Below are 17,645 nucleotides of genomic sequence, written 5' to 3'. Positions count from 1 at the left end.
TTAGAATTTTTTTCTTTCCATGCTATATTCTCTCTGCCTTTATCTTTCCATTTTTACAGTTTCAAAAGTCATCTAGACCTAAAGATCAACCTAATAATATTAGCCCACGCAAACCATTTTAATAATAGATAAAATAATTGAACTAGTAATGCTACAAACTAAACAAGTTTATTAAATCGCTTCTTTTAAATCTGAATGCGGATTTGGTCCGTATTGATTGTCATTTTCTTCACTTTCAATGATAAAAAATACAAGTAAAACAACGCTACCAAACGGTACAAAATTTAATAGTTGCCACCATCCCGTTTTCCCAATATCATGTAATCGTCGTGCACCAACCGAAAAGCTTGGTATAATCATTACTAACATAAATAGCAACGCAATAATAGCAACTAACACCTCTGAAAATGATGATAAAAATAACAGTAGCCAAAAAATTACGATATTGGATAAACTAAAAATCCAGTACTCTTTTCGCGTAGCTCTACCACTAAAATTCCCATAATTCTTTAGAGCTTTCAAATACCATTGCATTTAAACCTCTCCCTTTTATCCCTAATAAAATTAAAATATGTAATTATTAACAGATAAGTAGAAATATAACACAACATTTATGTAAAATCCATATCCCCATCTAAATTGCCCTCTATTTAAATAGTTTTTTCCTTCGGCATTTTTCACATTACTTTCACATCTATTTCACAAATATAAGTAGTCCGATATGTTAAACTAAGTATATCCTTTTCCAAGGAACTATATGCCGATATATAAATCCCTATCTTTATAGGGATTTTTATTTTTTGATTCCTCATAACTTTGTTACAATACATTTCTTCTACTATTTCTATACTTTTAGTAACCACTTTAATTAAAAGCACATTCATGTATTCACACTCTTATTAATTCTGATTTGCGAAATATTTATACAAGCTTTATGATGCAATTCCTGTTTCACTATTTTCAGTAAGTTTTTCACTTTTTCTAAACAAAAATAAAGCTCCTATATATAGTAACGCAGTAAAACTACCTATAAGTATAAAATTGTGAGATACTGCAAATAACATTCCTGCTATTGCCGCACCAATCATTTGCCCAATATACATAGAAGCATTTGCAAGTGCGGCTCCTGTTCCTCTTGCTACACTAGACATGTTTTGTAAGTGCCTCATCATTAATACAAACAAAATTCCTGTCACAAAAAACAAAGCAAAGAACAATAACTCCACCAATACAATGTTCTTTACATGAGGAAGTAATACATATAGCACTGCTGTAAATATAATTCCACCATAGAAAGAAAGGTTATAACCAATTTTAATTACGATTCTAGGACCAAAAATATTACCAGTTAAATTTCCTAATCCTAATACGAGCATAGCTGTACCTACTTCATGAACTTGTAAGCCAAATTGAATGGAAAGCCATACACCAAAAAATGAAAATGCAGCAAAATTTCCGGTTTGAAAAACAAAGTATGCAAAATAAGAAAGTGAAACCTTTGAATCTGTAAGTAATTGTTTATAACGCTGTAAAATCGCTTTTTTATTTCCACCTATATGAACCGACTGGATTTCTGGTAATACAACATAAATAAGAATGACAAGTAGTGCTGATAATATACCAATGGAATAGAATGGCATTGTATAATATATCGTTGCTAAATAAGCTCCCAGTGGCAGCCCTAAAATTTGAGAGATTGATAACCCTGCTGTTGCAATCCCAATTGCTTTCACAATTTGCTTTTTCTCTATAAGGAGCGGAATGGATGCCCACACTTGTGGAGATACAAAAGCTGCACTTACACCTGCTAAAAATCTAAATGTTAGCATCCATAAAAAACTCGGTGCAATTCCACACAAAAACGTACTTATTGCAAAAAAACTCATACCTAGTACCATCACTTTTTTTCTGTTTAATCCATCTGATATAGGACCAGCGATAAGTGCAAATCCAGCATACCCTAAAGCATAGGAACTCACCATCCATCCTGACAACTCAATTGAAACATGATACACCTGTTGTAATGTCGGCAACAGTGGTGAAATTAAGAAAATATCTGTACCGATCATAAACATTATTGTGAAAAATACAGCTAGTGCTCTGTTCATTTAGACCTTCTCCTTATATAAACAGAGGGTACTCTCCCTCTGTTTCACTAATCTTCTAAAATAGATTGGATTTCTTTCATGACTCTTTCATTCAATACAACGTCTACCGCTTTCACACTTTCTCTTACCTGCTCTGCCCGCTTTCCACCAGGTATAACAGTATCAATTCCTTCTTTATTTAATAACCATGCTAACGCTAAATGAGACACTTCAATATCATTTTCTTTAGCTAGCCCTTTTAACTTTTCCACTTTCTTAAAATTACTCTTATATGTATTTTCTTCAAATAGATTTACATTTTGGCGCCAATCGACTTCGTTCAATTTAAAATCTTCTGTATATTTTCCGCCTAATATTCCAAAAGCAAGAGGCCCATATGGAATAAATGAAATACCCGCTTCTATACAATACGGCAACAGTTCTTCCTCAACTGTACGTTCTAACATATTGTATGGAGATTGTACAACATCTATATGACCATGTTGATTCGCCTCTTTTAATTGTTCTATGTTTACGTTCGATATTCCAATTGAACGAATTTTCCCTTCTTCTTTTAAATGAGTAAGCTCTCCGATTGAATCTATGTAACTTGTTTCAGAATTTGTAAAGTGTAAATAATATAAATCAATATAATCAGTCTGTAATCTTCTTAAGCTATTTTCCACAGCATTCCTTAAATAACTTGGTTCATTGTTAATATAAGTTTCTCCATTTAACAACGGTTGAATTCCACCTTTTGTAGCAAGTATAAACTCATGACGTTTTCCCTTTAATACTTCTCCTACTAATTCCTCTGATCTACCGAAACCATATGAATCTGCTGTATCAAAAAATGTAATCCCTTGCTGAATAGCTTCTTCTACTAATCGCTTTCCTTCTTCTTCATTCACATCAGCATATAAATTATGTCCCCCTACTGCATTTGTACCTAAACCCAACTTTGAAATATTTAATCCTGCCTTTTGCAATTTTGTATACTTCATTTTTTCTCCCCCTATATTTCTATTATTCGAATATATTCGAACAATAGAAATATACCATTTTATATGTTATAGTGCAAATATCTTAACTTATACAAGTAGGTGAAATATGCGTACACTCTATCATCCAAATCGAGAAGAAATTCAATTTTCTTCTGTCTTATATGCACTTAGCGATCAAATTCGTTTACAAATTGTAAATATGTTACTAGAGAAAAATGAACAATCTTGTGGTGCTTTAAACATCCCTGTTGCAAAATCAACTTTATCTCACCATTTCAAAGTTTTACGTGAGTCAGGTGTTATGTACACGCGCCTTGAAGGAACACAACGTTTCATTTCAATTCGTGAAGAAGATTTAAATGCTAGATTCCCAGGTTTATTACAAGTTGTATTACATGCGACAGAGCCATATTAAAAAAACATCTCATATTCATATGAGATGTTTTTTTAATATGGCTATTCTTTTAATAAATCTATTAATCCATTCCCTTCAGATGTACGTTCGTACCCTAAAGGTACAGTTCTTTTAATGAGTTGTGCATATATTTCCGGCTCCGATAACTTTCGACCGTATTCTTTCTCACACTGTTTAATGAGCAAGGCGAGCGCTCCAGCAACATGCGGCGTCGCCATGGAAGTTCCACTTAACACAGCATATTTTCCTTCTGGATACGTAGATAATATTTCATCACCTGGCGCTACTAGATCAATTTCTTGATTTGAATTACTAAAACATGCAATCTTCCGCTCTAAATTAACAGCACCAACTTCAATTACCTCGGAGTACGCACCCGGAAAGTCTAGTTCCTCTGTTTCATCATCGCAATCTCCATTATTTCCAGCAGCACATACAACGAGAACATCTTGCTTTACCGCATTTTGAATTGCTTCATGTAATTCTGGAACATCTTGCGGACCACCAAGTGACATTGAAATAATTCTCACTTTCTCTTGATTCGGCCCTCTCCAATTTACAGCATAATGAATTGCCTCAATAATTTGCTCATAACTTCCAGAACCATCTCCCGCTAAAACTTTTAATACTAACATTTTAGCAAGTGGTGCAACTCCTAATACACCGACACCATTTTCAGTCGCGGCAATCGTTCCCGCAACATGAGTACCATGTCCGTTATTATCAAGATACACATTTGGATCAGCTTCATAATCTTTTGTGAAATTTCTTCCGCCGATAATACGATCCTTTAAATCTATATGATTAGTATCACACCCTGTATCTAATACGGCAACGACTACATCTTGCCCCTTCACACTCTTTTCCCATACTTGCGGAGCGTGAATCAGTTGTACACCTGGTGGAATTTCATTTACTTGTTCTACCACCTTATTTACGGTAAACGGAATCAATTGTATACCTTTTTGTTTATTCACTGTACTACTCATCGTAATCCCTCCTGAAAATGTATTATTTTCATTTCAGACCACTTTTGAATACGTGTAAATGTAACATTCGTTTTATTCTTTTTGTTTTCCTTCTTTTCAAATATTTCTCAACATCATTTACTACCTCTATAATACTTTTTTATTTTCCCTATGATTTGTAGGAAGTAACAACCCGGGTCGTTCAACTAATAACCAAAATAAGAGGACCAATTAATGGTCCTCTTACAGTCTTTTAAAAGAATGATATGTATTTGAAAAATAATATAAATTAAGACTAAACCTCACTCTTGTTTAAAAACTTTTCTATTTCTTTTACTAAATATTCCGCTCCCTCTATCCCAACTGTAATATTTCCATTTGCTAATGTAATATTCTGCCCTGAAACATCACCTGTGATTTGGCAAGCATTGTAAGGTTGATATTTTTGTAAAATGATTTTATCTGCTTCTACAAAAATTTCAAGCGGTGATTTAATTTGTATTCCCAATACATCGCGTAATTCTTTAGGGATAACAATTCGTCCTAATTCGTCTACTTTTCGAATAACTCCTGTTGCTTTCATATTTCTCCCCCCTTACTCTCTATTAATTTTTTCGCCTCGCTTTTTCCATTTTATCACTTTTTGACAATACTTGCCTCTTTTTAGAAAATTTTGTACTCGAGTTAAAAAACACATTTAATGCATACGTAATCTCTCTTTCAATTGTTTTACATAACGGGATCTTATAAGTAAGAAGTATACAACTTGAATACCTATGAAAACACTTAATACAACTGTATTTTCTTTAAACAATGAGTACTCAAACATTTGCCCTAACGCCGTTAAGGCTACTGCTCCATGTAATGTTGCAACACCAATTGGAACGAAGAATAAAAGCGCCAATCGAATTGTAACTACCTTCGATAATTCCCTACTTGTCAATCCAACTTTACGAATCATTTCGAACAAACGAACATCATCCTCCAAATCGGAGAATAAACGGAAGTAAAGGAAACTTCCTGCGCAAACGAAAAATACTATACCAATAAAGAAACCTACAAATAAAATCGGTCCTGCAATTTGTAAACTTTGGTTTTGCTCGTACTCTTCCGCACTAAACGTTGAATATTCTTGATACGGTTTAATTTGATGCGTAAGCTCTTTACCAATTTCAATCTCATCTTTCGTTCTTTCAGTTTTATACATATAATCTTTTGTCTCTATAAACCCATCTTGTAATGAATCATATTGATTATTAGAGATTACATAAACATTTCCTCTTAATATTTTCCCCAATGAAGATGAAGTAACTTTTTTCACTTTTAAATTTTCATTCATATTAGGTAAAGTAATTTCTTTTCTTTCTTTCATCGTTGGCCCTGGTATATTAGCTGACAAAAATACAACTTCTTTATTTGCTACAGTATTAAATGGTTCTTCTGTTAACTTTGCATATTTCTTATAGTCTGATTCTTTTATAAAAATGGCGCTTCTTAACGACTGTTCCTCCGTTTTCTTTGTCGAAATATTAGTTTTTGAAGCTGCTATACTATGTTTCTTTAATCCTTTGTCAATCATTTGTATATGCTGTGATTCGTTACTATTCCCTTGCTTAGAATGGTAATGAAACGAAATCGGTCTCTCCATTATCCCTTTCGTCATGGATGCGAAGCCAACTAATGTCCCTATTGCGGAAAATGCTACAGTAGAAATAATGGTTACAATAAAGAACATTCTTGCGTTATCTCTCATGCGATACGCTAAATCTGATAACGTAATAATATTAGTCTGTGTCCAATAGAAACGTTTACTTTTTTTACATAATCGAATAATAAAGACACTCAGCTGCTTGTACAACAAATACGTCCCAATAATAACTACCGTTGTAACAGGAATCATCATAATAAATACCATTGCGCCATGCGATAGAAGAGCTCCTACATAGCCAGCACTAAGCAATACTACTGCTAATATGGAAGAAATGATTGATGCTTTCGGTTCCGGTTTTGCCTCTGCTGACCCTCTAAACAACTTCATAATTTTATTTTTACGAATCATTCCTGCACTAAACAATGATATGATCATAAATAATATGAAAAACATAATACTTGTTACAACAATTGCTTTCATCGGTATGTAATAAGATAAGGAGATATCTAGTTTTAATATCATCGGGGCGACAAATAGTAATACCCCTGAAAATAACATACCTGAAAGAATACCAAAAATAATTGCCCCTATTCCAATCATAATATTTTCAAAAAAGATCAGACGCTTTAATTGATATTTCGTCATACCTAGCATCATTAAAATTCCTAGTTCATGCTTTCTCGTTTTTAAAAACATTCCCATCGAATATAAAATAAAGAAGAATGTAAATAAGTAAATAATAGACTGTGCAAAAGACATACTTACGAATACGTACTGACCTAATTCTCCTGCACTTAATGCCGGATGAAACGCAAAAAATGAATACACAAAAAAGGCCATAATTGCAAATGCACTACTCAAAAAATAGGCTGAGTATGTCCGTCTATTTCGGGTTACATTCCGATATGCTAGTTCTCTAATGTTCATATTACTTCTCCGCCCTTCTACTATCTATGTTTTTATATTAGTAAAGTGCGGAAATACCTTCCATCGATTCAAATGACAAAAACCTTACATTTTTGAAAGGTTTAAAAAAATTGCTTATACGTAGTACTTTATTTATAATGACTACATTCATATTCATACACACATCCTATTGTATATTCGTTAATTTTGCGAAATAATAAAGGATAGAAGTATGTACCATTATACATATAAACTTAATTACCGCTTTAATATGAATAGGAGGAAACATAATGACATTACAAGAACAGATTATGAAAGCATTACATGTTCAGCCTGTAATTGATCCAAAAATTGAAATTCGTAAACGAGTTGATTTCTTAAAGGATTATGTAAAAAAAACAGGTGCAAAAGGATTTGTACTTGGTATTAGCGGCGGACAAGACTCTACATTAGCAGGACGCTTAGCACAACTTGCAGTTGAAGAAATTCGTAACGAAGGTGGTAATGCAACGTTTATCGCCGTGCGTCTTCCTTATAAAGTACAAAAAGATGAAGATGATGCACAATTAGCATTACAATTCATTCAAGCAGATCAATCTGTTGCATTTGATATTGCTTCAACTGTTGATGCTTTTTCAAATCAATATGAAAACTTATTGGGTGAATCATTAACAGATTTCAATAAGGGTAACGTGAAAGCACGTATCCGTATGGTTACTCAATATGCAATTGGTGGACAAAAAGGGCTACTTGTTATCGGAACAGATCACGCTGCAGAAGCTGTAACAGGGTTCTTTACAAAATTCGGAGATGGTGGTGCAGATTTATTACCATTAACGGGATTAACGAAGCGCCAAGGACGTGCATTATTACAAGAGTTAGGTGCAGACGAGCGACTGTACTTAAAAATGCCAACAGCTGATTTATTAGATGAAAAACCAGGTCAAGCTGATGAAACAGAGTTAGGTATTACTTATGATCAATTAGATGATTATTTAGAAGGTAAAGCAGTTCCAGCTGACGTTGCAGAGAAAATTGAAAAACGTTACACAGTGAGTGAGCATAAAAGACAAGTACCAGCGTCAATGTTTGATGATTGGTGGAAATAAATTAAACATCAAAAAGAAGCTAATCTTCATTTAGCTTCTTTTTTATATGTTAACGATATACCCCTACTCTTTTCTCCAATAAATCTTGCAGGCAATCTTCATGTTGTTTACAAAATAACGGTGGCATGTCGTCTAACGGGAAAAACTTCAAATCCAACGTTTCATCACCATCTACTTTTTTGTCACCTCCAACTATTGAGAATGAAAAGAACATCACAATTGACTGGGCCTTGTCTCCATTTGGATATGATTGAAAATATTTTGTATACACTCCAATAAGCTCATTTATTTCTACATCATACCCGGTTTCTTCTTTTATTTCTCGGATTGCAGTTTCCGCAGCTGATTCCCCTATCTCCATTGCGCCACCTGGAAATCCCCAAGCGTTAAAGTCTCCTCTTTTTTGCAGTAATACTTCTCCTTCTTTATTAAATACACAACCACCGGCAAAGTTTAAGAAAACATAATCATGTCCTACTTTTTCACGTAATTCTTTTATATAATTGGCCATTCTCTTTCCCCTTTTCATACTTCTTCTATCGCTATTTCTTATCTTTTTCAAGCAATTCAATAATTCGATCTAGCTTCTGGTTCATATTAATCACGTGGTGTTTCTTTGCAGCACTGCTTTGTAATACTCTTCTAATAAACAAAGTAAATGATATGAAAAACAAAACGATAAGTCCGATTACTAAACAAGTATATATCAATGTAAATATATTACTTTCAAACAAGTTCATTCCGCATTCACATCCTCTCCTTTTTATTTTATCACATAATTCTCAATATTTTAAAGTGATCAACAAATATAAAAAGAGCATCTTTTACAGATGCTCTTTCTCATTGCTTAATACGTAAATGTAATTGTCGCTAATGAATAACCCGCTAATGCACTATAAGGTGCTACTTGATAAGACACACGCTTTGCACCTTTTGGCCAATTTATTTCATTTAATACTTTCTTTATATCTTGCATCGTTCCATCCATGGACTGCTTATATCGTACTTCTACTTTTTCTGGTTTGGCTGCAAACTGTTGCTGTAACTTTTTCTTAAATTCATTATAATTTTCTGCTCCGTATTCTGCAGATAAGTATTGTAAATTTGTTTCTTTTAACATTTGCTCATATACGACAGTTTTTGAGCTACCAGCTTTTATTTTATTTGTTAATTCACCAAAATAACTTGTAGTTGCTACTGGATATTTACTACGATCCCAGTCGTGATCTTTACTTAACTGTTCGTCAGACATGTTAAAATATGAGTAAGTTACACGCCCTGCTTTATCTGGTACTGGATCATCAAATGTAGTATCTAGGTGATACCATTTGTTTTCAATGTTCACTAAATTCCACGCGTGAGCTTGTCCGTTTCCTGTGCCTGTTACAATATGATTTTGAATACCTGCCTCTTTTAACAACTCATACGTTAATAATGTATATCCTTGGCAAACGGCAGAACGATTCGCTAATGCTTCATATGCTGTATACGCTTGATAAGACGTATCATAAGACACATGCTTAACAACGTAATCGTGAATAGCTTTTACTTTCTCATGCTCATCCATCCCTGGTTTTACAATTGATCCAACAATTGATTTCGCCTGAGCTTTTACATATTGAGTTTGTTCTTTTGATTCACGGTATTTTACTTGCAGTGTAAACGTATAGTCCCCTGGCATTCCTTTAATAGAATATCTAGTAGACGCTACATTATATTTTACATACTCATCAGCATCTACAATTTTATTAAACTCACCATACAATTGATCCATAATATTTCTAGCATTTCTATCTTTTGTTTTATATGTGATTGTAATATTTTCTTCTCGATTATCAATCTGTTTTTTTAATTCTTTTCTGAAATCATCTAATAACTTTACATCTGATTGTGCTGTCACTGTAGTCGGATTTGTAGCTGCATAAGATACAGATGACGCTTGTAAGCCTCCCATTACTATAGTTGAACAAAGTGCGGCAGCTGTCACATACTTACTTGTCTTTCCCATCTTGTCACTCCTTACATTCTATAACTATACGAAAAAGTATCGTATAGTTTCAGAGTATACAATACTTTTTCGTATAGGTCATATGAGATTATGCATATTAATTAATTCACATAAAAAGCTTGTTCTTTTTAAAAGAACAACCTTTTTTCATTAGCAAGTTTGTAATACGCAGCATGTATTTTCAAAACGTTGATTTTTCAAATCTTCATTACTAATACAGAAATATAGCATCCCTAGTTCTCCCCAAACCATATTACAATTTTTATGATCTGAATCAATTTGGAATAAAAGAGTCATTTGCTGTGGGTCTACTCCCATATATTCTCCTGTCTCATATAACACTTCCTCTTGTACAGAGAATGGCTCACCAAACATTTGATGGTTATCGTAGTTATCCGGAATTAGCTCTTCAAGTAATTGTAAGAAACGATCTGAATCAGCCTCATCTTCAATGAAAAGCTCTGGTAATTTGTATGTCAGTTCAAAAGTAATTGCACACTGGTTATATTTCGCTTGTACTTCATTTTCTCTTCGTAATTGCTCTACAGGAACATCATAATAAAGTACACGCCCAGCCTCTGTTAGATTCACATTTTCTTCAAAATAATTTTCGATGCAAAAGAAATACAGCATCCCCGTCTTAGGAAGATTGTGATCCATACCAACGTTTTGTAAATCACTTAAGTTAAATTGCGCGATAAATTGTAGTGGATTTCCTTTATGCTTTGGATATTCAAATAAAGCTGGTAAATCAGGAACTCCTCCCATTTTCGAACTACCTATCGCAACAGTTTCCTGCTGCTTTGGCACAACTTTTATACAAGGAAATACAGTATTAATAAGTTCCTCTTTCAAGTGTGTTAGTTCATATTTATCAATTAATACTTCAATTTTTTTATTCATAAATTCTCCTTACATTTACATACTTATTTATATCATAGTACAAAGATTATACTTCATTCTTTACAAAATCAACAAGCCTCCAAAAAACGGGCTTATCCTTCGTACGCGAACAAGTTTAAAAAAGCATACTATACATTGTTCCTACAAACACGATAATTCTTTAATTCTTCCAGTACATTTTCCCCTCGTTCATTTTTAAATATAAGGAGGAATTCCATATGGGTTACGGATATAGTTGCTGTGGTTACGGATACGGTGGCGGCGGTTGTGGTTACGGAGGTTTCGCTTTATTAATCGTTTTATTTATCCTTCTAATCATCATCGGAGCTAGCTGTTGGGGCGGCTTTGTAGGCTGCTAGTAAACTTAAAAACCATTGTAAAAAAGCACGTACAATACGTGCTTTTTTGCCATTTCCAAATCTTTTATTTGAAAGGAAGTATGTTTAATGAAGATTGATGGTGTTTTTGAAGGAGGCGGTGTGCGCGGTATTGCGCATGTTGGGGCAATTTGCGCGTTAGCCGAAAAAGGTTATGAATGGGAACGTGTAGCTGGTACATCGGCTGGTTCGATTATTGCAGCACTTGTAGCGGCAGGATATTCTTGTTCAGAGTTAAAAACGATTATAACTGATATTGATTATAATAAATTTATGAAAAAAACTTTTATTGATAGAATTCCTTTTATCGGTAAGGGGCTAAGTGCATGGACTACTCTAGGTATATACTCTAATGCATTTATAGAAGAATGGATTGAAGAATTGCTTCGAAAAAAAGGTATTCATTTATTTACTGATTTACCGGATCTAAACAAACTCAAAATCATCGCCTCTGATATTAGTAATGGTAAAATGGTTGTCTTTCCTGACGACTTACCAAACTACGGATTTTTAAATTATCGCTTCTCTATCGCTAAAGCGGTAAGAATGAGTAGTACAATCCCCTTCTTCTTTGAACCCGTAAAATGGAGAACTCCAAAATGGAAGCAGCCTTGTTATATGGTTGATGGAGGAATTCTAAGTAATTATCCAATTTGGATCTTCGATTCACCTACCGCTCCTCGCTGGCCGACTTTCGGATTTCATTTTGTAAAAGATGAGATTCAAGCTGATCCTGCTCACTATAACGAGCCTATTTCCATGTTCAAAGGACTATTTAAAACAATGATGCAAGCTCATGATTTACGTCATTTAGACAAGGAATCAAAAGCAAGAACAATTACAATTCCAACAGGGGCTATTACTAGTACAAACTTCGACTTAACAAAGGAAGAAAAAGAGTGGCTATACAATTCTGGTTATAATGCCGCAAATAAGTTTTTACAATCGTGGAACTTCAGACAATATATTGATGACTATAGAAACGGAAAGCAGGATAGAAAATCAAATCGTTACTTCCGTCAACTTGACTCATAATACTATTGCTTTTCATACGAGAACACGTAACGCTTTCAAAAAAAAATAAGCCTAGTAATAATATATTACTAGGCTTATTTACTTTCTGCATCATTATTATACGTTGTTTAAGGATACGTTAACCCTTCTGCTTCCTCTGCAGTAATAACTGTGTATCGATTTCCCGTTCGTAATCCTAACAATTCTGCTTTTTCAATTGCTTCCTCCTTCGTCTCCGCATAAGCAGCTAAATATTTTTCTCCATTGATAATTTGGCAAATTACATATTGTTTCATTACTTTCTCCTCTTACTTTTTCATTAGTTGTGCAAGTTTTTTTATACCTATTTCAATTTCTTCTAACGTTGCGTATGAATACGATAGGCGCAAAAATTGATTTGCACTTCTATCATATAAAGTACCTGGGTTTAATAAAACCTTTTCTTGCAGAGCTTTATCAAATAAACTGCGATATGAAATGGGTACTTTTATATGTACCCATATATAAAACCCACCTGTTGGCTCATGCCAAGTTGCTATTTCACGAAGATATTTATCTAACATTAGTAACATAAAATCTCTTCGTTTTTTCAATTCACTTCTTACAAATCGCAAATGCTGATCATATAGACCATTTGTAAACCACTCTGCTGCAATTTGCTGGGATATAGTGCTTGAGCCATAATCTGTTTGCATTTTTATGTCTGACAATCTTTGAATTACTGGCTCAGGTCCAACAATCCATCCAATTCTTAAACCTGGACTAATCACTTTGGACATGCTTCCAATATGTAGTACGATTCCATTTTTATCATAGGCTTTTAAAGGTTTCGAACAAGGTGCATCAAACCATAAGTCTTGATACACTGCGTCCTCTATAATAGGTAATCCAATTTCATTACATACTTCCATTATTTCTTTTCGCTTCTTAGTATTCATACTAAAATTCGTCGGATTATGAAACGACGGGATTGTATATAAAATAGAGGCATTGAATTGCTTCTTATATTTCTCAATATATGATGTATATAAGCCGCTCTCATCCATTGGGATTCCAATTAAACGTACTCCTGCTGATTGAAAAACATTAAGTGAATATAAATAAGATGGTTTCTCTAATAAGATTGATGCCCCTTTCGAAAGAAGACCCATAGAAATAAGTTGCAGCGCTTGAATCGCTCCTGAAACAATTAATATAGAGGCAGGAGATACATATACACCATGCCCCTGTAAGTATTCGGAAATCTTTTCCCTTAAATACAGATTTCCTTTCGGCTCTTCATACCCAAGCGTCACATTTGACTTTAAAAGCTTATTCATAATTTCTTTCATCTTTTTCTCAGGTAAGAGACTTGGCGCGAGCTCACCTGTTCCTAATCGGATTACATGTGGATAAAATTCAGCTTGATTAATCTCCTGAATAGCTGGGAGATTCGGATAATGAAGTCCTGTTTCTACATAAGACTGCCAATTAGGCGGGGGTGCGTAAGGTGAAGCATTCTCATTATTATTTACAACAATTGTTCCTTTCCTGCCATTCCCTTCAATGTATCCCTTTGCAACTAGTTCATCGAAAGCCATTACAATTGTGCTTCGATTCACACCAAATGTATGTGCCAAATCTCTTTGTGAAGGTAATTTCGTTCCAACGGTCCATTCTCCATTAACGATCCTTTCTTTTATATACGTTTCTATTTGTTTATACAGAGGAGTCGCTAGAGACATATTCGGTTTCCAAACGAATCTTTCCATTATATCACCTTATATTCTTTTTGGTTGGTAACCTCCCCAACCATATGGATGGATACAAATTTTCATTTCTTCTATACAATATACACTATCATAATGAATTAAAATAGGAGGTAATATGATGAGTGAAGCAATTATTCATGGTATCATTCTTGCATTTGGACTTATCATTCCATTAGGTGTACAAAATGTTTTTGTCTTCAACCAAGGTGCGAGCCAACCAAACATTTGGAGGGCAGCACCCGTAGTATTAACTGCCTCTATATGTGATACGTTACTCATATTGATTGCAGTGCAAGGTGTCTCCCTTGTACTCCTTACTTTTTCTTGGCTAACTAACTCGTTATATATAATTGGATTTTTCTTTCTCCTATACATGGGCTTTGTTATTTGGAGAAGTAACCCTTCCAACGATGTAAAACAAGAAAAAAGTATGCCCTTAAAAAAGCAAATTCTTTTCGCAGCATCCGTTTCGTTATTAAATCCACATGCTATTTTAGACACAATCGGTGTAATTGGAACAAATTCTATTCAATACATAGGAAGTGAAAAATGGGCTTTCACACTTGCAACTATTATCGTTTCTTGGATTTGGTTTATAAGCTTAGCTTTAGCGGGGAAATTTCTAAAAAGAATAGACTCAACCGGAAAGACAATTTTATTATTAAATAAATTTTCTGGTCTCATCATATGGGGTGTCGCGCTTTATATGTTAAAACAAGTTATTTATTCTTAATGAACGAAAGAGAATTGCATGTTACTAAAAACATCATGCAATTCTCTTACAAATTATGAAGTAGGTTCCGGTTTCTGTTTTACCTTCTTTGCATCTTTTGCTGGTTTAATCCAAATGATTGCTATGACAGCACCAATGGCAGCGAAAATACTTGTCAAATAAAACACTTCATGGTCCGCCCCTTTCATGAAAAAAGAATATAAAGGTGGTCCAGCTGCTACACCGATAAATCGCATTGAACTATAAAATGACGTAACCGTTCCCCTTTGCTCCTTTTCAATTCCTTGTGTAATGAGGGCATCTAAACATGGGAGTGCCATACCAATTCCTATCCCCATAATAACGAGACAAAGAAGTAGTAAATAAATCCCTTTTATAAATAAAGGAATGATGACTGATGCAGCTGCCATTAAAAAACCAATATAAATACACTTCTTCATAACATTTTGATTATCTCCAATTTTTTTACCGGCCATATATGAACTAAGTGACAGTACAAGTAACGGGATAGCAAGCACACACCCTTTCCATATACCATGAATGTCATACTTTGATTCCAGTATAGTCGACAAATAAAAGAGAATTCCGAATAAAATAAGCATAATAATTGCACCTAATGCAAAAATGGCAATTAACCATCTTCCTTTTTCTCGAAACGTAGACAGAATAGATTTTATAAACTCTTTAAGTGGTGGTACTTCTCCTTCTTGTTTCTTTGCCTTTACTAGAACAAGTAACAAAACAATTGATATGACACATAAAACTGGAATCGCCCAAAATGGTAAGAACCATACAATGGCAGCAAGAGCAGATCCTAAAATAGGGCTCAGCACTTTTCCAAATGTATTGGATGTCTCAATGATTCCCAAGCCTGTACTAACTTGTTTTTCGTCTTTGTATAAATCACCAACACACGGTATAACAACCGGCATTGCACCAGCAGCACCAATACCTTGAATCGCTCTACCGATTAATATCCAAGTGTAGGGATTATCAACTTTCCAAGATACCCAACCAGTTATCGCTCCTCCTATAGCCGCAATCAGCAAACTCGGAACCATTACCATCTTTCGTCCCCATCTATCTGATAAATAACCAGCAATCGGTATAAGTAAAATGGCTACGATAGAGTAAATTGTAATAATCATGGATACTTGAAACGATGAAATATGTAATTTCTTTTCAATTGTCGGCAAGATTGGAATGAGCATTGAATTCCCTAATGTCATGACAAGTGGAACTGATGCAAGCGCAATTAAACAACAGTTTTCTTTTTTTAACATGTTGATTTCGGAACCTTTCATCATATATTTCTTACCATATAATAGCCCTGCTGGAACATAATTTTCATTCCACCAGGGCTATTACATCTTTAATACTTCCCATTCACAACAAAAGAAATTGGGTAAAATATAGTATTACTTCTATTCTTTGAATTCTGTTCGCAATATATTCATACCAATTAATTGAAAAAAAAAAAGAAAGGAAGAATCCTTCCTTTCTCCTATAACCTTCTACATTTAGCGAGTATATCCGCCACCAAGCTGTTGTTCTGCCATCGCTACTAGGCGTTTTGTGATTTCACCACCTACAGAACCGTTTGCACGTGAAGAAGTATCAGCTCCAAGTTGTACACCGAACTCTTGTGCAATTTCATACTTCATTTGATCTAAAGCTGCTTGTGCTCCATGTGATGCTAATTGATTAGAATTACGATTTCTAGCCATTACCAATCACCTCCTTATTTATATATAAATTGTGTTAAATTCAAATTAAAATACATGGAAATTTTTGGTTATTTCTTACCATAAAAAAAGAGCCTCTAAAACGAGACTCTAACATCATTTCACATTACGAAGTTACTACTTCTAATTTTCTATTTATTAATACTTTCATTTCTTCTTTTAATATCTCTTTTGAATTATGTCCAAACCATTCTAAGGAAGCAAAAAGATCCGTACCTCTCACTTCCTGAATAATCTCATCATAATTTACAATACCTTCAAATAACGGAACCATACCAATACGACTTCCTGCTGCAGCATATACATTATTAGGTTCAAACACATGCAAATAATCCGCTGAAGATATATTCTTAAAATGGTAATGTAGTGTCCACGGCTTTAATCGCTGGAAACTGTCTATTGGATCTGCGCCAGACTCCCATATATGAAGAAAATCAAGATTTATTTTTAAATTCGGATGATTTACTTCTTCTAATAGTTCTATAGTAGAAGGCAATGTGTCCGTTAGTGTATTGGGATGTGTTTCTAACAGCACATACATATTGTGCTGAGCAAACACATCACAAATCTTACGTATTCGCTTCACATACTCTTTTCTCTCTTGTTCCGAGAAGTCATTGCTCCCTTTTTGCCCAGCAAACGTGCGAATTTTATTCGTATTAAACCAATTAGCTAGTACTACAAGTTGTTCACTTTTCTCTATCGTTTTTTCAAAATCTGCTGATAATGATATATCTAAGTAATCACTTATCATCGTAATTTCTAAGTTTTTATCCTTTAGAAAATTCAATTCTCGTTCTGTCGTTTCACGTTCTTGCATGTACAAATTTTGTGCATGCGTCCCCCATAATTCAATTCCTTCAAAACCGTTTTCATATGCAAATTGAACAATATCAGTAAATGAAATTAATTGATGACGAAATGAAATGGTACATAGCGAATATTTCATAGTATTAAACTCCCCTATCTTAAAT

The 17,645-nt window shown here is 34.1% G+C and carries 21 protein-coding genes; 5 read left to right on the top strand and 16 right to left on the bottom strand.

Features of this window, described 5'->3' with window-relative positions:
- Positions 1–171 precede the first annotated feature (171 nt).
- The 4 genes from MR143_RS02970 to MR143_RS02955 all read right to left on the bottom strand — a co-directional run bounded on the left by MR143_RS02970 (position 172) and on the right by MR143_RS02955 (position 3,091).
- Positions 172–534 carry a DUF805 domain-containing protein gene (locus MR143_RS02970; RefSeq protein ID WP_001198796.1) on the bottom strand — a complete coding sequence of 121 codons (363 nt, stop codon included), beginning with the start codon at positions 532–534 and terminating at the stop codon, positions 172–174.
- 143 nt (positions 535–677) lie between these two features.
- Positions 678–884 carry a hypothetical protein gene (locus tag MR143_RS02965; RefSeq protein WP_001101743.1) on the bottom strand — a complete coding sequence of 69 codons (207 nt, stop codon included), beginning with the start codon at positions 882–884 and terminating at the stop codon, positions 678–680.
- 48 nt (positions 885–932) lie between these two features.
- Positions 933–2,108, bottom strand: a complete 1,176-nt coding sequence (locus MR143_RS02960; RefSeq protein ID WP_001077917.1) for an MFS transporter — start codon at positions 2,106–2,108, stop codon at positions 933–935.
- Positions 2,109–2,155: 47 nt separating this feature from the next.
- Positions 2,156–3,091, bottom strand: a complete 936-nt coding sequence (locus MR143_RS02955; RefSeq protein WP_000877962.1) for an aldo/keto reductase — start codon at positions 3,089–3,091, stop codon at positions 2,156–2,158.
- Positions 3,092–3,197: 106 nt separating this feature from the next.
- Here MR143_RS02955 and MR143_RS02950 point away from each other — a divergent pair, with 106 nt between their 5' ends.
- Positions 3,198–3,506, top strand: a complete 309-nt coding sequence (locus MR143_RS02950; protein ID WP_001259906.1) for an ArsR/SmtB family transcription factor — start codon at positions 3,198–3,200, stop codon at positions 3,504–3,506.
- A 41-nt stretch (positions 3,507–3,547) separates the two neighbouring features.
- Here the strand turns inward: MR143_RS02950 and MR143_RS02945 are convergent, their stop codons facing one another.
- The 3 genes from MR143_RS02945 to MR143_RS02935 form a co-directional block, all read right to left on the bottom strand.
- The gene (locus MR143_RS02945; protein ID WP_000099756.1) at positions 3,548–4,495 is read right to left on the bottom strand and encodes a serine protease; all 948 of its coding nucleotides are present in this window, start codon (positions 4,493–4,495) and stop codon (positions 3,548–3,550) included.
- Between the two features lie 274 nt (positions 4,496–4,769).
- Positions 4,770–5,057, bottom strand: a complete 288-nt coding sequence (locus tag MR143_RS02940; protein WP_000648325.1) for an AbrB/MazE/SpoVT family DNA-binding domain-containing protein — start codon at positions 5,055–5,057, stop codon at positions 4,770–4,772.
- A gap of 114 nt (positions 5,058–5,171) precedes the next feature.
- The gene (locus MR143_RS02935; RefSeq protein ID WP_001025970.1) at positions 5,172–7,052 is read right to left on the bottom strand and encodes an FtsX-like permease family protein; all 1,881 of its coding nucleotides are present in this window, start codon (positions 7,050–7,052) and stop codon (positions 5,172–5,174) included.
- Positions 7,053–7,321: 269 nt separating this feature from the next.
- On the opposite strand from MR143_RS02935, the gene nadE reads away from it, so the two are divergent.
- Complete coding sequence (gene nadE, locus MR143_RS02930; protein ID WP_000174891.1) at positions 7,322–8,140, top strand: ammonia-dependent NAD(+) synthetase; 819 nt, start codon at positions 7,322–7,324, stop codon at positions 8,138–8,140.
- Between the two features lie 49 nt (positions 8,141–8,189).
- Here the strand turns inward: nadE and MR143_RS02925 are convergent, their stop codons facing one another.
- The 4 genes from MR143_RS02925 to MR143_RS02910 form a co-directional block, all read right to left on the bottom strand.
- Positions 8,190–8,651: an NUDIX hydrolase gene (locus MR143_RS02925; protein ID WP_000024999.1), complete on the bottom strand. Its 462-nt coding sequence runs from the start codon at positions 8,649–8,651 to the stop codon at positions 8,190–8,192.
- Between the two features lie 31 nt (positions 8,652–8,682).
- Positions 8,683–8,880 carry a DUF4083 domain-containing protein gene (locus tag MR143_RS02920; RefSeq protein WP_001048102.1) on the bottom strand — a complete coding sequence of 66 codons (198 nt, stop codon included), beginning with the start codon at positions 8,878–8,880 and terminating at the stop codon, positions 8,683–8,685.
- Between the two features lie 107 nt (positions 8,881–8,987).
- The gene (locus tag MR143_RS02915; RefSeq protein WP_000520863.1) at positions 8,988–10,148 is read right to left on the bottom strand and encodes a transglutaminase domain-containing protein; all 1,161 of its coding nucleotides are present in this window, start codon (positions 10,146–10,148) and stop codon (positions 8,988–8,990) included.
- A 150-nt stretch (positions 10,149–10,298) separates the two neighbouring features.
- Positions 10,299–11,051 (bottom strand): YwqG family protein, encoded by a 753-nt coding sequence (locus MR143_RS02910; RefSeq protein ID WP_001034839.1) that lies wholly within the window; start codon positions 11,049–11,051, stop codon positions 10,299–10,301.
- Positions 11,052–11,269: 218 nt separating this feature from the next.
- Between MR143_RS02910 and MR143_RS02905 the strand changes: the two genes are divergently transcribed.
- Positions 11,270–11,410, top strand: coding sequence for a YjcZ family sporulation protein (locus tag MR143_RS02905; protein WP_000540419.1), 141 nt, complete (start codon positions 11,270–11,272; stop codon positions 11,408–11,410).
- A gap of 87 nt (positions 11,411–11,497) precedes the next feature.
- Positions 11,498–12,463, top strand: a complete 966-nt coding sequence (locus tag MR143_RS02900; protein WP_000686821.1) for a patatin-like phospholipase family protein — start codon at positions 11,498–11,500, stop codon at positions 12,461–12,463.
- Between the two features lie 107 nt (positions 12,464–12,570).
- Here the strand turns inward: MR143_RS02900 and MR143_RS02895 are convergent, their stop codons facing one another.
- Together MR143_RS02895 and MR143_RS02890 are read right to left on the bottom strand one after the other, a co-directional pair.
- Complete coding sequence (locus tag MR143_RS02895; RefSeq protein ID WP_000816377.1) at positions 12,571–12,738, bottom strand: DUF3933 family protein; 168 nt, start codon at positions 12,736–12,738, stop codon at positions 12,571–12,573.
- A 12-nt stretch (positions 12,739–12,750) separates the two neighbouring features.
- A complete protein-coding gene (locus tag MR143_RS02890) occupies positions 12,751–14,193 on the bottom strand; it encodes an aminotransferase-like domain-containing protein (protein WP_000439408.1) in 1,443 nt (480 codons plus the stop codon).
- A gap of 118 nt (positions 14,194–14,311) precedes the next feature.
- Here MR143_RS02890 and MR143_RS02885 point away from each other — a divergent pair, with 118 nt between their 5' ends.
- Positions 14,312–14,926 (top strand): LysE/ArgO family amino acid transporter, encoded by a 615-nt coding sequence (locus tag MR143_RS02885; RefSeq protein WP_001287300.1) that lies wholly within the window; start codon positions 14,312–14,314, stop codon positions 14,924–14,926.
- 53 nt (positions 14,927–14,979) lie between these two features.
- Here the strand turns inward: MR143_RS02885 and MR143_RS02880 are convergent, their stop codons facing one another.
- From MR143_RS02880 to MR143_RS02870, 3 genes are all read right to left on the bottom strand, one after another.
- Positions 14,980–16,209: a bacillibactin exporter BcbE gene (locus MR143_RS02880; protein ID WP_002181649.1), complete on the bottom strand. Its 1,230-nt coding sequence runs from the start codon at positions 16,207–16,209 to the stop codon at positions 14,980–14,982.
- 237 nt (positions 16,210–16,446) lie between these two features.
- A complete protein-coding gene (locus tag MR143_RS02875; protein ID WP_000113545.1) occupies positions 16,447–16,653 on the bottom strand; it encodes an alpha/beta-type small acid-soluble spore protein in 207 nt (68 codons plus the stop codon).
- Positions 16,654–16,777: 124 nt separating this feature from the next.
- Positions 16,778–17,620: a sugar phosphate isomerase/epimerase family protein gene (locus tag MR143_RS02870; RefSeq protein WP_000877688.1), complete on the bottom strand. Its 843-nt coding sequence runs from the start codon at positions 17,618–17,620 to the stop codon at positions 16,778–16,780.
- Positions 17,621–17,645 lie beyond the last annotated feature (25 nt).

The sequence above is a fragment of the Bacillus cereus group sp. BfR-BA-01347 genome (assembly GCF_022663835.1).
GTDB lineage: Bacteria > Bacillota > Bacilli > Bacillales > Bacillaceae_G > Bacillus_A > Bacillus_A thuringiensis_K.
This window is presented reverse-complemented; position numbering and strand designations above follow the sequence as displayed.

Coding starts and splice junctions, on each gene's coding strand:
- MR143_RS02925 (WP_000024999.1), bottom strand. CDS start 8,651: ATGGCCAATTATATAAAAGAATTACGTGAAAAAGTAGGACATGATTAT.
- MR143_RS02965 (WP_001101743.1), bottom strand. CDS start 884: ATGAATGTGCTTTTAATTAAAGTGGTTACTAAAAGTATAGAAATAGTA.
- MR143_RS02970 (WP_001198796.1), bottom strand. CDS start 534: ATGCAATGGTATTTGAAAGCTCTAAAGAATTATGGGAATTTTAGTGGT.
- MR143_RS02900 (WP_000686821.1), top strand. CDS start 11,498: ATGAAGATTGATGGTGTTTTTGAAGGAGGCGGTGTGCGCGGTATTGCG.
- MR143_RS02875 (WP_000113545.1), bottom strand. CDS start 16,653: ATGGCTAGAAATCGTAATTCTAATCAATTAGCATCACATGGAGCACAA.
- MR143_RS02915 (WP_000520863.1), bottom strand. CDS start 10,148: ATGGGAAAGACAAGTAAGTATGTGACAGCTGCCGCACTTTGTTCAACT.
- MR143_RS02910 (WP_001034839.1), bottom strand. CDS start 11,051: ATGAATAAAAAAATTGAAGTATTAATTGATAAATATGAACTAACACAC.
- MR143_RS02905 (WP_000540419.1), top strand. CDS start 11,270: ATGGGTTACGGATATAGTTGCTGTGGTTACGGATACGGTGGCGGCGGT.
- MR143_RS02880 (WP_002181649.1), bottom strand. CDS start 16,209: ATGTTAAAAAAAGAAAACTGTTGTTTAATTGCGCTTGCATCAGTTCCA.
- MR143_RS02885 (WP_001287300.1), top strand. CDS start 14,312: ATGAGTGAAGCAATTATTCATGGTATCATTCTTGCATTTGGACTTATC.
- nadE (WP_000174891.1), top strand. CDS start 7,322: ATGACATTACAAGAACAGATTATGAAAGCATTACATGTTCAGCCTGTA.
- MR143_RS02920 (WP_001048102.1), bottom strand. CDS start 8,880: ATGAACTTGTTTGAAAGTAATATATTTACATTGATATATACTTGTTTA.
- MR143_RS02870 (WP_000877688.1), bottom strand. CDS start 17,620: ATGAAATATTCGCTATGTACCATTTCATTTCGTCATCAATTAATTTCA.
- MR143_RS02895 (WP_000816377.1), bottom strand. CDS start 12,738: ATGAAACAATATGTAATTTGCCAAATTATCAATGGAGAAAAATATTTA.
- MR143_RS02890 (WP_000439408.1), bottom strand. CDS start 14,193: ATGGAAAGATTCGTTTGGAAACCGAATATGTCTCTAGCGACTCCTCTG.
- MR143_RS02940 (WP_000648325.1), bottom strand. CDS start 5,057: ATGAAAGCAACAGGAGTTATTCGAAAAGTAGACGAATTAGGACGAATT.
- MR143_RS02935 (WP_001025970.1), bottom strand. CDS start 7,052: ATGAACATTAGAGAACTAGCATATCGGAATGTAACCCGAAATAGACGG.
- MR143_RS02955 (WP_000877962.1), bottom strand. CDS start 3,091: ATGAAGTATACAAAATTGCAAAAGGCAGGATTAAATATTTCAAAGTTG.
- MR143_RS02960 (WP_001077917.1), bottom strand. CDS start 2,108: ATGAACAGAGCACTAGCTGTATTTTTCACAATAATGTTTATGATCGGT.
- MR143_RS02945 (WP_000099756.1), bottom strand. CDS start 4,495: ATGAGTAGTACAGTGAATAAACAAAAAGGTATACAATTGATTCCGTTT.
- MR143_RS02950 (WP_001259906.1), top strand. CDS start 3,198: ATGCGTACACTCTATCATCCAAATCGAGAAGAAATTCAATTTTCTTCT.